The 13,893-nt window shown below is 38.2% G+C and carries 13 protein-coding genes and 1 other annotated feature (1 of these 14 cut by a window edge); of the genes, 6 read left to right on the plus strand and 7 right to left on the minus strand.

Annotated features, from left to right (window positions below; translation table 11 throughout):
* Positions 1–20: 20 nt before the first annotated feature.
* The 6 genes from fni to IGK86_RS03490 all read right to left on the minus strand — a co-directional run bounded on the left by fni (position 21) and on the right by IGK86_RS03490 (position 6,071).
* Entirely contained in the window at positions 21–1,064 is a 1,044-nt protein-coding gene (fni, locus tag IGK86_RS03465) for a type 2 isopentenyl-diphosphate Delta-isomerase (protein WP_104877073.1), read from the minus strand.
* Positions 1,048–2,154, minus strand: coding sequence for a phosphomevalonate kinase (locus tag IGK86_RS03470; protein ID WP_002355777.1), 1,107 nt, complete (start codon positions 2,152–2,154; stop codon positions 1,048–1,050). Before IGK86_RS03470 ends, fni begins: the two co-directional genes overlap by 17 nt.
* A gap of 2 nt (positions 2,155–2,156) precedes the next feature.
* Positions 2,157–3,152 (minus strand): diphosphomevalonate decarboxylase, encoded by a 996-nt coding sequence (gene mvaD, locus IGK86_RS03475; RefSeq protein WP_002358822.1) that lies wholly within the window; start codon positions 3,150–3,152, stop codon positions 2,157–2,159.
* Positions 3,152–4,096: a mevalonate kinase gene (gene mvk, locus IGK86_RS03480; RefSeq protein WP_010828617.1), complete on the minus strand. Its 945-nt coding sequence runs from the start codon at positions 4,094–4,096 to the stop codon at positions 3,152–3,154. The genes mvaD and mvk overlap by 1 nt, the downstream gene beginning before the upstream one ends.
* 269 nt (positions 4,097–4,365) lie before the next feature.
* Positions 4,366–5,001, minus strand: coding sequence for a pentapeptide repeat-containing protein (locus tag IGK86_RS03485; protein WP_002376088.1), 636 nt, complete (start codon positions 4,999–5,001; stop codon positions 4,366–4,368).
* Positions 4,998–6,071, minus strand: coding sequence for an FUSC family protein (locus IGK86_RS03490; RefSeq protein WP_002355782.1), 1,074 nt, complete (start codon positions 6,069–6,071; stop codon positions 4,998–5,000). Before IGK86_RS03490 ends, IGK86_RS03485 begins: the two co-directional genes overlap by 4 nt.
* Before the next feature lie 243 nt (positions 6,072–6,314).
* Here IGK86_RS03490 and opp1A point away from each other — a divergent pair, with 243 nt between their 5' ends.
* A complete protein-coding gene (gene opp1A, locus IGK86_RS03495) occupies positions 6,315–7,985 on the plus strand; it encodes an oligopeptide ABC transporter substrate-binding protein Opp1A (protein ID WP_010816372.1) in 1,671 nt (556 codons plus the stop codon).
* A gap of 78 nt (positions 7,986–8,063) precedes the next feature.
* On the opposite strand, the gene IGK86_RS03500 is transcribed toward opp1A, so the two are convergent.
* A complete protein-coding gene (locus IGK86_RS03500; RefSeq protein WP_002355784.1) occupies positions 8,064–8,414 on the minus strand; it encodes a DUF3899 domain-containing protein in 351 nt (116 codons plus the stop codon).
* 90 nt (positions 8,415–8,504) lie between these two features.
* Here IGK86_RS03500 and opp1B point away from each other — a divergent pair, with 90 nt between their 5' ends.
* From opp1B to IGK86_RS03525, 5 genes are read left to right on the plus strand one after another with little or no spacing between them, the layout of a single operon-like run.
* Positions 8,505–9,446 (plus strand): oligopeptide ABC transporter permease Opp1B, encoded by a 942-nt coding sequence (gene opp1B, locus IGK86_RS03505; RefSeq protein WP_002381304.1) that lies wholly within the window; start codon positions 8,505–8,507, stop codon positions 9,444–9,446.
* Entirely contained in the window at positions 9,446–10,498 is a 1,053-nt protein-coding gene (gene opp1C, locus IGK86_RS03510) for an oligopeptide ABC transporter permease Opp1C (protein WP_002355787.1), read from the plus strand. The genes opp1B and opp1C overlap by 1 nt, the downstream gene beginning before the upstream one ends.
* A gap of 9 nt (positions 10,499–10,507) precedes the next feature.
* Positions 10,508–11,566: an oligopeptide ABC transporter ATP-binding protein Opp1D gene (opp1D, locus tag IGK86_RS03515; protein WP_002355794.1), complete on the plus strand. Its 1,059-nt coding sequence runs from the start codon at positions 10,508–10,510 to the stop codon at positions 11,564–11,566.
* Positions 11,566–12,522 (plus strand): oligopeptide ABC transporter ATP-binding protein Opp1F, encoded by a 957-nt coding sequence (gene opp1F / locus IGK86_RS03520; RefSeq protein WP_002355795.1) that lies wholly within the window; start codon positions 11,566–11,568, stop codon positions 12,520–12,522. The genes opp1D and opp1F overlap by 1 nt, the downstream gene beginning before the upstream one ends.
* A 40-nt stretch (positions 12,523–12,562) precedes the next feature.
* Positions 12,563–13,633 carry an RNA-guided endonuclease TnpB family protein gene (locus IGK86_RS03525; protein WP_010775667.1) on the plus strand — a complete coding sequence of 357 codons (1,071 nt, stop codon included), beginning with the start codon at positions 12,563–12,565 and terminating at the stop codon, positions 13,631–13,633.
* A gap of 214 nt (positions 13,634–13,847) precedes the next feature.
* Positions 13,848–13,893, plus strand: a sequence feature (ribosomal protein L20 leader region); it runs 86 nt beyond the window's last position.

Below are 13,893 nucleotides of genomic sequence, written 5' to 3' on the forward strand. Positions count from 1 at the left end.
ACATTAATGTTCTGGTCTCTTTAACGTTTTGCGAAAACAGTGCTGTCGATACCACGGTTATGACACCAATTAACTAAAACTGGATCGAGGATAAGTGCGGTACTCGTCAATTCTTCTGTCGTCTTTTTTCCTAAAAGAGTATAAAGCATTTTCACTTCTTCTTGCCATTGCTGTACAAGGGCTAAGGTATTTTCTAAACCATTTTTATTCATAAGGGAAGCTAAGATAGTCCCAGCAACTCCCATGCTTTTGGCACCTAAAGCGAGTCCTTTGACAATATCAAGAGAGTTACGCACACCGCCAGAGCCGAGAATAGTTAGTTTCTTTTGCCAATTTTGTGATTCCAGAAGAGAGATGACCGTTGATTGCCCCCAATCATCTAAGAAAGAAAGTTCTCGTTTCTTCCGCCGGGCATTTTCAATTTGTGTAAAACTCGTTCCGCCTTGGCCGCTCACATCCGCTGCTTGAACGCCGATAGAGGTGAGTTTTTCTAAGGTTTCTTGGCTCATGCCAAAGCCAACCTCTTTGACAATGACAGGCACTTCTACGGCCTGTACGATAGCTTCAATCTTGGTTAGCCAATTAGTGAAATCACGATCTCCTTCAGGCATGACCAATTCTTGGGGCACATTTACATGGATTTGTAAGGCATTCGCTTGAAATAAATCAAGCGCTCGCTTTGCTTCTTCCACACCCAAGCCTGCACCAATATTGGCAAAAATGAGTCCATCTGGGTTTTCTTTTCGCATAATTTGATACGTATCCGCTAAACTAGCATCTTTTAACGCTGCCGAGACAGATCCTGTCGCAACTAAGAGGCCAGTTTCTTTGGCAATAATGCCTAATTGCTGATTAATTTCTTTTGCACGCTGACTACCACCTGTCATTGCATTGACATAAAAAGGTTGGGGAAGCTGAAAAGAAAGAAACGAAGTGGAAATATCCACTTCGTTAACAGCGGATTCAGCAAACGATTGGTGAACAAAACGCACACGATCAAAGTCATTACTTTTTTCTTTGTGGAACGCTTTAGCTAATGATAGATGTTCATCTTTTCGATTCATGCTTCTCCTTACACTCCTTTTGACCATAGGTATAGACGTGAAGTGGCAGTGGGGTAATTCCGTCTTTTTCCCAAGCAGTCATTAATGGTAAAATCCCAGATTTTTGGCGGAAAATTACAATCCCACAATCGCCCCCGCCAGCGCCAGAAGATTTCGCAGCTCCTGTATAAGATTCAGCCAAATCACAAAGATTTTTCAAGGCTTCTGTTTCGATTACCACACCAGTCAGTGAAGATAATTCGGCGAGCAATTGGCGATTTTTAGTAATTTGTTTTTGAATAACAGAAATTTTTCCTGTGTTAAAGCCATTAATCATTGTTTCGACACAAAGCCGACTTTTCATTAAGAATTGCTCATAAGCCGCTTGTTTTTCTTCTTTTGATTGATGGACTCGATCAACTAAGTCTGAAGTGGACGCAGGGCTACCTGTCCAACCAATTAGTAAACGTAGTTGTTTCGGTACTTTTAACGGAAAAATCATTAATTCAGGCCAGTCCATTGCTAACAAATCAGTTAATGTTTCAGTGGCTACTTTTTGATTGACCCAATCATGATCGAAGGTTGAAAAGGCAATCCAGCCCCCGTAACAGCTGGCGGCGATATCTCCGCAAGAACCATTTCCTTGAACGGCTAAGTGAGCTAATGCTGATAATTTGAAAATTTCCTCATTTTCCAAACCTAAATCATAAAAAATATTCAAGGCTTTGACAGTTCCAACGGTTACCGCACCGCTTGAACCAAGACCGTATTTTCTTCCATTTGAACTATCTAATTCACTCGTCACTTTTAAATGATAAAATGACAATTCTTTGTTTTGCTCTTGCGCATATTTTTCAGTTAGATGAATCGCCGCTAAAACATAATGAAAAGGATTTTCGCGAATATCTAATACAAGCTCACCATTTCGGCGTGTCCAGCGAATAGGTAACGAGCTGTATTGTGCAGATTGAATACTGCCTTCATCTGTTGTTTCTTCGACAGTTACAGTTACGAATTGATCCACAGCAACGATAATGGCAGGGTGGCCAGGTTCAACAACGGCATATTCTCCTGCAATAAATAACTTTCCTGGCGTAGTAACTTCAATCATGCTTATTTATCCATTCCTTTCGTTTCAAACAATTCAATTCCGGGACCAGCAAAAGCTGGGACTAACTGCTCTTTTGAAAAATGTTCACTTAAAAATGTTTTTAATGCTTCTAAGTTTTTCTTTTCGACTAAGACCTTGACATTCGGACCTGCATCCATTGTAAAGTAGCAAGGAATTCCTTTGGCCCGTGCTTGGCGAACTAAAGCCATCGCTTGTAAGCTGCCTGGGGACCAGTAAGTAAATGGAGGGACAGCGCCTAAGGTTGTTCCATGCATCCTTAACCCATTGGCTTCAATGATTTCTCCTAAACGAGGGAAGTCTTTTGTTTTAATTGCTTCATGAACTTGGGATAAATCTTTTTCCACATTGTCCAACCAACCTTGATAAAAGCTAGAAGTTTCTACTGTTCGTTTCATTCCATCACGGCTGGAAACATCTTTTTCGCCATCGTTAATTAAGATAAAGAGCATGGCCAATTCGTTTTCCCAATTATTGGCTGGAATATTTTCAGCAAACGAAGTTTCATCAGAGTGGCCTTTGTTCCATTGAGCAAAACCACCAAAAATGCTGCGACAAGCAGAACCTGAACCACGTCGCGCTAAACGTGATAAGTCTTTTGCTGAAAGATTTAATCCTAAGGCTACGTTACAGGCCCCTGCTAAAGCAGCTAGACCACTCGCTGAAGAAGCCAAACCAGCTGCAGTAGGCACAAAATTTTGACTTTCCACTTTTGCAAACCAAGTACAATCGGCTTGTTGACGAACAAGGTTCAAAAATTCTTTGACTTTTTTTGTTTGTTTTTCGTTTTGCAAGGTACCATCTAAAATAAATACATCTTCTGAATAATGGGCATCAAATGTCACAGTTGTTTCTGTGTAAAAGGCATCTAATGTTAATGATAAACTACTATTCATTGGTAAAATGTATTCTTCATTGGCTTTTCCCCAATATTTAATCAGAGCAATATTTGTATGCGCTCGTGCTTTTCCTGAAAGCATTACTTTTTCACCTCTAATGATTGAATCCATGTAGCAACAGCTCCATTTTCTTCTAAAGTCTGTGCAATGGTTTGTGCGGTCTTTTTATTATCTGTTAAGGCAATCATACAGCCACCGCGACCGCCGCCGGTTAATTTTGCTCCTAGAGCGCCATGTTCTAGAGAGAGAGCCACTAGTCGATCCAGCATATCGTTGCTGACGGTTAATTGCTGGAGTTGCTCTTGCGCTAACGTCATTAGCTGACCTAATTTTTGTTTATCATCTTGTAAAATTGCCTGCTTCGCTTCTTTAGTAAAAGAACCTAATTGTTTCATTGTTTCAGCGATTGCTGTGGGATTATTTTGAGCTAGCTGTGCAATGTCTTTCACTGCTTCACGTGTTTGACCTTTAATTCCCGTATCAGCTACTACTAAGTAGGCATTAGATAAATTCATCGAGAAATGTGTGGGCGGAAATCCTCTAGTAAAAAATAAGGGATCAGCGCCGCTTGTTGCTGCGGCATCGATACCACTAGGATTGCCATGAGCAATTTTCTCACTTAAGGAAACAAGCTCAAACAATTCTTGATATGTATAAGCGTAATCAAAATAATCAAAAAGGCTTCGAACGATGGCCACAGCGGTTGCTGCGCTTGAGCCCATTCCTCGTTCAGCGGGAATCGTACTTGTTAAGGTCAAAGTGCCTTTAACTGTATCTTCCTTTAAAAAATGTAAGGTTTGCTGAACAACTTCCTTGATATTTGCTAGCTCTTGGGGCACGTCTTCAAGCAATCCTGTAAAATATGCACAATCAATCTGCATAGTTTTTGCCGGGGTAAAGACGGCTGTGATTTCTGTCGCTTGAAAAGGAAAGGCGATTGCTGGTTCGCCGTAAACAACGGCGTGTTCCCCCATTAAAATGATTTTTCCCGTCGCTTGACCGAGGCCTTGTTTTTTTATATTCATTCACTGACATTCCTTTTGAGTAGAATCGAGTATAGGACAAAAGACGTTCTTGGATTAGAAGAACGTTTGTCATAATCTCTTCATGATTTATAGGAAATGATTCCAAAAGTTTCTCTTGTTCCAAAAAAAGAGATTGCTTAACCTAAGATAGTTTACCTAAAAATAAGGCACAAGTAAAATGGTTCCGTTGGTTTTTCCAAAAAATTAATAACAATTTAATAAGAAAGAACCGACAGAACCAGTTATTCGGCTATTTTTTTAAAATTTTCTTAGGTAATCACCAAACCAAGGGCACTTGCCAAATAAATGGCTTGTTCAGGGGTGACTTTAAGACCTGATAAATAGTTTGGTGAGAAAGTCAAGCGTTCAAAGGTGTTTTGGGAAAAATCCAATCCTTTTAAAGAAGTATTTAGCCAATTACTTTCGGTTAAATCGCAAGCTTCTAGAAGGAGTTTCTTCCAGGTGACCTCGAAAAATTCACTTTCGACTAAACGAGTCTGATTAAAGTGAACAAGATTAAAATTTGCAAAACGAAAAGAAGCATAATCGGCTTTGCAATCCTCAAATAGACAATCTTTTAAATAGCTATCTGCAAAATTCGTTCCTGTCAAATTGCAACGAAGGAAAGTCACTCGATGAAAACTGCCAGACAGCCATTCGACGTTAGAAAAATCGCAAGCTTCAAAACGCACATTACTACAATCAAAAGAAGCAAACTGGCCATTTGCTAATGAAAGATGATCGAAAACAGCATCCCGAAAGACTAAGTTACGAACTTCTTGATTCGATAAATCAATCTGCTGATACAAATGATTTTCTAAGATTGCCTCATCTTCTAATTGACAGTTCGTTAATAGAGGAAGTTGTTCTGGCAGATTTGGTGGCAAGGGATAAGTTATTTTCATAAAACGCCTCTTTCTTCTTGTTGATTTTCAAAGGTTTCATCAATTGAGTAGGCCCGATTATAGAAACGTAGCGCAGTTGTGAAAACATAAGCGCCGGCAAAACCAAGTAAACTACCTAACACAATCCCGACTAATCGATAGTTTAAAAGATTACTAATGACTTGCTGTCGTGCAAGATTTGATAATAATAAGGACATCGGGGTAATAAAAAAGCTGGCAATCGCATAGTTTCTGTTAATGAATCCTTCAAAAGCTGCATATAGAATACTAATGATACCGATTGTTTGTAAAGGTGTAAAGGGAATCATTAATAAAATTGCAGAAAGCAACAAACCAAGACTCGTACCTAGAATCCGTTGCACATTTCGCTGCATCACAGAATGTAAATTTTCCCCTTGTAAAATGGCTGCGCAAGTAAACGTCATCCAATAGGCGTTGACTAAATGAAGCGATTGACTTAAATAAGCCGCTAAAAATAAAATGGCCGCATAATGCAAAGCATCTAATAAAGAAGCGGGATCGATATAAAGTCGTTCTTGAAGAGACATCCGTTTTTGAAAAACGTAGGGGCGCTTGTCGATGAAATGAAGCACAATGCCCATGATAATGCCGGTCACTACTCCTAAAAGAACAAAACTGGCCATGATGGGAATCTTATGTAAAGGAAAATTGTTGCTTGTTCCCATTGCGGTTGACATGATAACTAACAAAGCACCAGGCTTCTCAATGCCATACAATCTAAAAAGTAAGCGTGCAAGAAAAGCGACGATGGCAATTGTAATGGGAATCAACCAAGGTACATGGTGACTTAGCATTCCTAAGCTGTTGCCCAGAACAATAAAAAAGCCAACAATATTCAGTCTGCGCAATAATTGGGGCAAAGGAAGCGGCTGATAATAAATAAACGTATAAATGCCCATCGAGCCAAAGGTCCCAATGAGTAAATTATTGGAAAAATAACCAATTAATAATGGAATTGCCATACAAATTGCGACACCAACTAACCGAAATAATTCGTCATTTGCTTTATCAATAGCAAACAAATCCTTTAAAAACGTAGAATTTTTCATATTTTGACACTCCTTTACTTCCTAATTTACCATAATGTTTAGAAAACTGACAAAAGAATTGCAATAAAAGACAGGAAGAAAAAGAGTGGTTTCTGATAGGAAGAGAAGAAAAATTAAAAAAAGTTAACATTTTGACTTGCAATTTTAATATGAAAAATGTAAGATATATTCCATAGCAATAAATAATTATTAAATTCTGATTTTTCAGAAAATACAGATTGTATTATTTTAGGAGGCAACACTATGAAATTGAAAAAGTCATTAACATTCGGTGTGATTACATTATTTAGCGTAACAACTTTAGCGGCTTGTGGAGGCGGCGGAACGTCAGATAGCTCAAGCGCGTCTGGTGGCGGTAAGGCAAGTGGCGAACAAGTTTTACGTGTCACAGAACAACAAGAAATGCCAACAGCTGATTTATCACTAGCAACAGACAGAATTAGTTTTATTGCATTAAATAATGTATATGAAGGAATTTATCGTTTAGACAAAGATAACAAAGTCCAACCTGCAGGTGCAGCGGAAAAAGCAGAAGTTTCTGAAGATGGACTAACATACAAAATTAAATTAAATAAAGATGCAAAATGGTCAGACGGTAAACCAGTGACTGCTAATGACTATGTTTACGGATGGCAACGAACAGTTGATCCAGCGACAGCTTCTGAATATGCTTATCTGTATGCCTCTGTAAAAAATGGTGATGCCATTGCTAAAGGGGAAAAAGATAAATCAGAATTAGGAATTAAAGCAGTCAGTGATACAGAATTAGAAATCACCTTAGAAAAAGCAACACCATACTTTGATTACTTATTAGCTTTCCCATCATTCTTCCCGCAACGTCAAGATATTGTGGAAAAATATGGTAAAAATTATGCATCAAACAGCGAAAGTGCTGTCTACAATGGTCCATTCGTCTTAGACGGCTTTGATGGTCCTGGTACAGATACAAAATGGTCATTCAAGAAAAACGATCAATATTGGGATAAAGACACAGTGAAACTGGACTCAGTAGATGTGAATGTTGTGAAAGAATCACCAACCGCGTTGAACTTGTTCCAAGATGGACAAACAGACGATGTCGTTCTTTCTGGTGAATTAGCCCAACAAATGGCCAATGACCCAGCTTTTGTTAGTCAAAAAGAAGCATCAACACAATATATGGAACTAAATCAACGTGATGAAAAATCACCATTTAGAAATGCGAACTTACGTAAAGCAATTTCTTACTCAATCGACCGTAAAGCGTTAGTTGAATCAATCTTAGGGGATGGTTCTATCGAGCCAAACGGTTTAGTACCAGCAGATATGGCAAAAGACCCAAGTGGCGGCAAAGACTTTGCTAAAGAAGCAGGTAGTCAAATTGAATATGATACGAAAAAAGCTAAAGAATACTGGGAAAAAGCGAAAAAAGAATTGGGGATTTCAACCTTAACAATGGATATTCTTTCTTCAGATGCAGATTCTTCTAAGAAAACAGTTGAATTTGTTCAAGGGTCAATTCAAGATGCTTTAGATGGTGTGAAGGTAACGGTTAGTCCGGTTCCATTCTCCGTTCGTTTAGATCGTTCAAACAAAGGTGACTTTGATGCAGTAATCGGTGGTTGGAGTGCTGACTATGCTGATCCAAGTAGTTTCTTAGACTTATTTGCTTCAGATAACTCATATAACCGTGGACGTTATAACAATCCAGAGTTTGACAAGTTAGTGAAAGCTGCAAGTAGTGCAGATGCGACAAATCCTGAAAAACGTTGGGATGATATGTTAAATGCAGAGAAAACGATTATGGGAGACATGGGTGTGGTACCATTATTCCAAAAATCAGAAGCGCATTTACGTGCTGAAAAAGTCAAAGATGTCGCAGTTCATCCTGCTGGCGCAACGTATGACTACAAATGGGCATACATTTCAGAATAACCTGACAAAAGATCGATAGCAAACAAAAAAGGACCTTTGCCATGGAATAAAAGGCAACGGTCCTCTTGCTATCTTGTCTTAGACCAAGTAAAATAGTAGAAAGCCTAAAGACAGAATCAGTAAGATGCCCCCAGTTTTTAGCCAGAAAGAGCGATGTGCATCGCCAATGACTGAAAGCGGGATAAACTCTTTCGGTTCATTTTTCTTTTTAAAACGAAACGCGTTTTTCATTGAGCGCTGAAAGTTATCGAAAAAGCCAGAGGACATAATCCATAAAGCAATGCCGATAATTAAAAAGAAAAGCGAAACGATAAAGAAGGTATCTGATAATGAGGAGGTAGTGATAGGTTCTTTACTTATTAATAAGTAAAGAAAAATGCCGATACTGGAAATAACGGCTGTAATAATTGGCCATTTAAAAGTTTTCATGTGTTCACCCTATCTATTATTGTGGTCTATCTAGTCATTACTTTAACGAAAATAACTGAGGAAGTCAAAAAAATCTCGGAGGTGTCATTATTGAATAGTTTTGGAAAATATTTTCTTAAACGGATCTTTTTCATGATTATCACTTTGTGGTTAATCGCAACGATTACGTTTTTCTTAATGCAATTATTACCAGGTACGCCTTATACCAACCAAGAAAAACTTAGTCCAGAAACAATCGCTATGTTGAATAAACAATCTGGCTTAGATAAACCAGTGATTGTTCAATACGGAATTTACTTAAAGAACCTGGTAACAGGAGACTTTGGTATTTCATTCCAATTTAAAAACCAACCTGTTGCTAAGTTATTAGCTGGTCGAATTGGGCCATCCCTTCAACTGGGAGGACAAGCGATTATCTTTGGTACGTTAGTCGGTATTTTATTGGGGATTATCGCAGCGATGCGTCAAAATACTTGGGTAGATACGTTGGCAACATTGTTAGCCATTTTAGGTCGTTCTATTCCAAACTTTGTTTTCGCGGTATTATTACAATACATTTTTGCAATGAAATTAAGAATCTTACCAATTGCTATGTGGAATGGTTTTGCCTACACAATTTTACCAACTATTGCCTTGGCAATGAGTCCAATGGCCGATTCGGCTAGGTTTATTCGAACCGAGATGGTAGAGGTCTTGCATAGTGATTATGTCGAATTAGCCAAAGCAAAAGGCTTGAGTCGCTGGCAAGTTGCATTCCGCCACGGGTTAAGAAACAGTTTAATTCCATTGATTACCTTATTAGGACCTTTAGCCGTTGGTTTAATGACAGGTTCTTTAGTAGTAGAAAATATTTTTGCCATCCCTGGAATTGGGGAACAGTTTGTAAAATCAATTATGACAAACGACTATCCAACAATTATGGCAGTAACTATTTTGTATTCAACAATGTTAGTTGTTGTAATTCTGATTGTTGACTTACTTTATGGTTTAATTGATCCAAGAATTCGCGTATCAGGAGGTGCAAAAGGCTAATGGAAACAGTCAATAAAAATAATCTACCACAAGCGATTAAAGATATTCCGGCAGATGAGTTTCAGCCTCTAAACACTTCAACTCTAAAAGAAAGAGAGCGTATTGCCACACCGTCTTTAAGTTTCTTACAAGACTCATGGCGTCGTTTGAAAAAGAATAAAGCTGCAGTTATCTCAATGAGTTTCTTAGCAGTTATTATCTTTATCTCTATTATTACCATTTGGGTTTCACCACATAACCCAACGAAACAAAATGTTTCTTACATTAACTTACCACCACGAATTCCTGGCTTGGAAAGCGTGAATGGTTTAAATGGTAAAACAACAGTTGCTGGTCAATTAGTTGATAAATATGCACAAGCAAACGTTCCAGATAACGTAAACTTTTATCTAGGAACAGATGGTTTAGGTCGTGATGTCCTAAGTCGTTTATTTATGGGAACACGTATTTCCTTATTAATTGCGTTTATCGCGGCAATTCTAGATATTACGATTGGGGTAACGTATGGACTGATTTCCGGGTTAGTCGGCGGTCGTGTCGATACAGTAATGCAACGTATTTTAGAAGTTCTTTCTGGTATTCCTAACTTAGTTGTTATGATCTTGATGCTAACAGTCTTTGATCCAGGGATTGTTTCGATTGTTTTGGCTATGGTTATTACAAACTGGATATCAATGGCCAGGATTGTGCGAGCCCAGACCATGAAACTAAAAGATCAAGAGTTTGTCATGGCAGCAGAAACATTGGGCGAATCTCGTTGGAAAATTGCTATTAAACATATTTTACCGAATATCTCAAGTGTCATTATTGTCCAAATGATGTTCAGTATCCCATCGGCAATTTTCTTTGAAGCGTTCCTAAGTTTTATTGGGTTAGGCTTACGTCCACCAACCGCATCTTTAGGAACCTTGTTAAACGAAGGATACAAAACTTTCCGTTTCCTTCCATATTTAATGTGGATTCCAGCGGCAACACTTTCAGTTATCATGATTTGTTTCAACTTGTTAGCTGATGGTTTACGTGATGCATTTGATCCTAAGATGAAAGAGTAAGAGTGGTGAATGACTATGGAAAAAGTATTAGAAGTTAAAGACTTAAGAATCTCCTTTGATACATTTGCAGGTAAAGTCAACGCCATTCGTGGTGTGAGTTTTGATCTTTATAAAGGTGAAACGTTAGCCATCGTAGGTGAATCAGGGAGTGGTAAATCTGTTACAACCCGCAGTATTATGCGTTTGTTGAGCAGTAATGCCAATATTGATAACGGGGAAATTTTGTTTAAAGGACAAGATATTGTTCATAAAACAGAAAAACAAATGCAAGCCATTCGTGGTAAAGAAATCGCAATGATTTTCCAAGATCCGATGACTTCATTAGACCCAACGATGCCAATTGGCAAACAAGTGGCGGAATCATTAATCAAACATAATAAAGTCTCAAAAAAAGAAGGCTTAGCGCAAGCATTAGAATTACTAAAATTAGTCGGCATTCCTAATGCTGAAAAACGTTTGAAAAACTATCCACACCAATTTTCTGGTGGGCAACGTCAACGGATTGTCATTGCAATTGCTTTAATTTGTTATCCCGAAGTTCTAATTGCAGATGAACCAACTACAGCGTTGGATGTAACCATCCAAGCACAAATTTTAGAGTTATTAAAAGATTTACAAGAAAAAATTAGCACTTCGATTATTTTCATTACCCATGATTTAGGGGTAGTAGCGAACGTGGCTGACCGTGTCGCTGTCATGTACGGTGGACGTCTGGTTGAAGTGGGAACAGCAGAAGAAATTTTCTATAATCCACAACATCCATATACTTGGGGACTTTTAGGGTCAATGCCAACGATGGAAGGAACAGAAGACAAACTTTATGCGATTCCAGGTTCACCTCCAGATTTATTAGATCCACCAACTGGAGATGCCTTCTATCCACGGAATGAGTTTGCTTTAAAAATTGATACAGAAAAAGAACCACCTTATTTTGAAGTATCACCGACACACAAAGCAGCAACGTGGTTATTAGCACCACAAGCACCAAAAGTTACGCCTCCAGCAGAGATTGTTCGTCGTTGGGCAATTTATGCAGAGCGTCAAAAAAATCCAGGAGGTAGTAATTAATGGCAGAAGAGAAAAAAGTCCTATTAGAAGTCACTGGTTTGAAACAGTATTTCAATGTTGGTCGTAAAGACGAAGTAAAAGCCATTGATGACATTAGTTTTCATATTTATGAAGGCGAAACCTTTGGATTAGTTGGCGAATCAGGAAGTGGAAAATCAACAACTGGTCGCAGTGTCATTCGTTTATATGATCCAACTGCTGGTGAAATTCTTTTCGATGGAAAAGACATTAGCAAAATTAAATCAAAAGCGGACATGCAAGCATTCCGCCGCGATGTTCAAATGATCTTCCAAGATCCATATGCTTCATTGAATCCAAGAATGAAAGTCAATGATATTATTGCTGAAGGAATCGATGTCAATGGATTAGCTAAAACACCAAAAGAGCGGGAAGAAAAAGTCAATGAACTTTTAAAAACGGTGGGCTTAAATCCAAGTCACAGTACGCGTTATCCTCATGAGTTTTCTGGTGGGCAACGTCAACGGATCGGGATTGCCCGTGCTTTAGCGGTTAATCCACGTTTCATTATCTGTGATGAGCCGATTTCGGCTTTGGATGTGTCGATTCAAGCTCAAGTAGTAAACTTATTACAAGATTTACAAAAAGAACAAGGCTTAACTTACTTGTTTATCGCACATGACTTATCGATGGTAAAACATATCAGTGACCGAATTGGCGTAATGCACAGTGGGAAATTATTGGAAATGGGCACAAGTGATGATGTCTATAATTTCGGCGTTCATCCTTATACAGAAAGTTTGCTTTCTGCGATACCATTACCAGATCCAGACTATGAACGCACACGTAAACGGATCGTTTACCAGCCTGCAGCGGCAGATGGAAAAGATCGTGAGCTCCGTGAAATTCTCAATGGACACTATGTTTATTGTGCTGAAGACGAAGTTGCAATGTACCGTGAAAAAATTGAAGAGAAGAAAAGAAAAGCTGGTTTATAACCAGCTTCTTTTCTAACTATCTTGGTAGGGTGGTTATGAGATGAAGGCTCTGAAAGCTTATAAATACAGACTTTATCCAACCTCAAAACAAGAAGAGTTTATTCAAAAAACATTTTCTTGTGTTCGCTTGGTGTATAATTTAATGTTACAAGACCGGATTGATATCTACAAAGAGATGCGAAAAAATCCTCAACAAACGTTTAAAATGCCAACGCCAGCTAAATATAAGAAACAATACCCTGTCCTCAGAGAAGTTGATAGTTTAGCCTTGGCAAATGCACAAGTTTATTTGGATCGAGCCTTTAAAAATTTTTATCGGGAAAAAGGGATGGGCTTTCCAAAAAAGAAAAAGAAAGAAACGGTGCATTCCTACACTACGAACAATCAACATGGCACAGTCAAAATTTTGGATAATCGTTATTTGAAAGTACCTAAATTGAAATCTTTAATTAAAATGAAGGTACACCGCCAACCGCTGGGGGAGATAAAATCTGTAACTATTTCTATGAGTGCGAGTCACAATTATTATGTTTCCATTTTGTGTGAAGCGCCGATTGAAACGAAAACAAAGCAACAAAAAATGGTGGGAATTTGTAGCAGTAGGGAAAAATTTGCGCTGCTTTCGAATGGTGAAAGCTTCGAAAAAAGCTATTGTTCAAAGCATTTAAAGCAAAAACTACGTCAAGAAGAACGAAAATTAAACAAGCGTAAAATGATTGCTTTAGAAAAAGGTGTCGATCTTTCGCAAGCAAAAAATTATCAAAAACAAAAAATAAAAGTCGCAAAAATTCGCGAAAAAATAGCCAACCAACGAATGGATATTTTAAACAAAATTACAACGGAATTGGTTTCAAGTTACGATGTTATTTGTATTGAAAAAGCCCATCACAGTAATGAACGGCCGCCAAAACATGATCGTTCTGAACTGGCTTGGTCTTTATTTTTAGCTAAACTGTTGTATAAAGCACAATGGTATGGCAAAGAACTCATTTGTATTGAGTCAGAGGAGATCGAAACAGAGTTGTCTTTTTCTGAAAGTACAGAAAATTCAGAGTATCTTAGAAGCCAAAAAATCTTAGAACGTGGCTTGTCTAAACGAGAAACCTTATAAATAGAAGAACTGTAGGGACTACAGGGATCGCCTAGGGGATAGAAAATGTACACCATGTGTTGAACCATTTGTTTCTAGGAAGTCACATTGGGACAGTCCACTAATTATTAATAATCAAAATACGAGTTCAAACGAATCTAGTGCTAGATTCGTTTTTTTTTTGAGGAAATATATTGACAACTAGGATAAACTAAGGTAAACTAGTGAAGTTGAGAAATGAAAGCAGAAGCACCCGCTTCTCGCCTTAGTTGAGTATATCG

It is taken from the genome of Enterococcus sp. DIV1206, assembly GCF_051712485.1.
GTDB classification, from domain to species: Bacteria; Bacillota; Bacilli; order Lactobacillales; family Enterococcaceae; genus Enterococcus; species Enterococcus faecalis.

Excerpts from the sequence above, each read along its gene's own strand:
- mvk (WP_010828617.1), bottom strand. The coding sequence starts at position 4,096 with ATGAATATAAAAAAACAAGGCCTCGGTCAAGCGACGGGAAAAATCATT.
- IGK86_RS03485 (WP_002376088.1), bottom strand. The coding sequence starts at position 5,001 with ATGAAAATAACTTATCCCTTGCCACCAAATCTGCCAGAACAACTTCCT.
- opp1D (WP_002355794.1), top strand. The coding sequence starts at position 10,508 with ATGACTATGGAAAAAGTATTAGAAGTTAAAGACTTAAGAATCTCCTTT.
- fni (WP_104877073.1), bottom strand. The coding sequence starts at position 1,064 with ATGAATCGAAAAGATGAACATCTATCATTAGCTAAAGCGTTCCACAAA.
- IGK86_RS03490 (WP_002355782.1), bottom strand. The coding sequence starts at position 6,071 with ATGAAAAATTCTACGTTTTTAAAGGATTTGTTTGCTATTGATAAAGCA.
- IGK86_RS03525 (WP_010775667.1), top strand. The coding sequence starts at position 12,563 with ATGAAGGCTCTGAAAGCTTATAAATACAGACTTTATCCAACCTCAAAA.
- opp1A (WP_010816372.1), top strand. The coding sequence starts at position 6,315 with ATGAAATTGAAAAAGTCATTAACATTCGGTGTGATTACATTATTTAGC.
- opp1F (WP_002355795.1), top strand. The coding sequence starts at position 11,566 with ATGGCAGAAGAGAAAAAAGTCCTATTAGAAGTCACTGGTTTGAAACAG.
- IGK86_RS03500 (WP_002355784.1), bottom strand. The coding sequence starts at position 8,414 with ATGAAAACTTTTAAATGGCCAATTATTACAGCCGTTATTTCCAGTATC.
- IGK86_RS03470 (WP_002355777.1), bottom strand. The coding sequence starts at position 2,154 with ATGATTGAAGTTACTACGCCAGGAAAGTTATTTATTGCAGGAGAATAT.
- opp1C (WP_002355787.1), top strand. The coding sequence starts at position 9,446 with ATGGAAACAGTCAATAAAAATAATCTACCACAAGCGATTAAAGATATT.
- mvaD (WP_002358822.1), bottom strand. The coding sequence starts at position 3,152 with ATGCTTTCAGGAAAAGCACGAGCGCATACAAATATTGCTCTGATTAAA.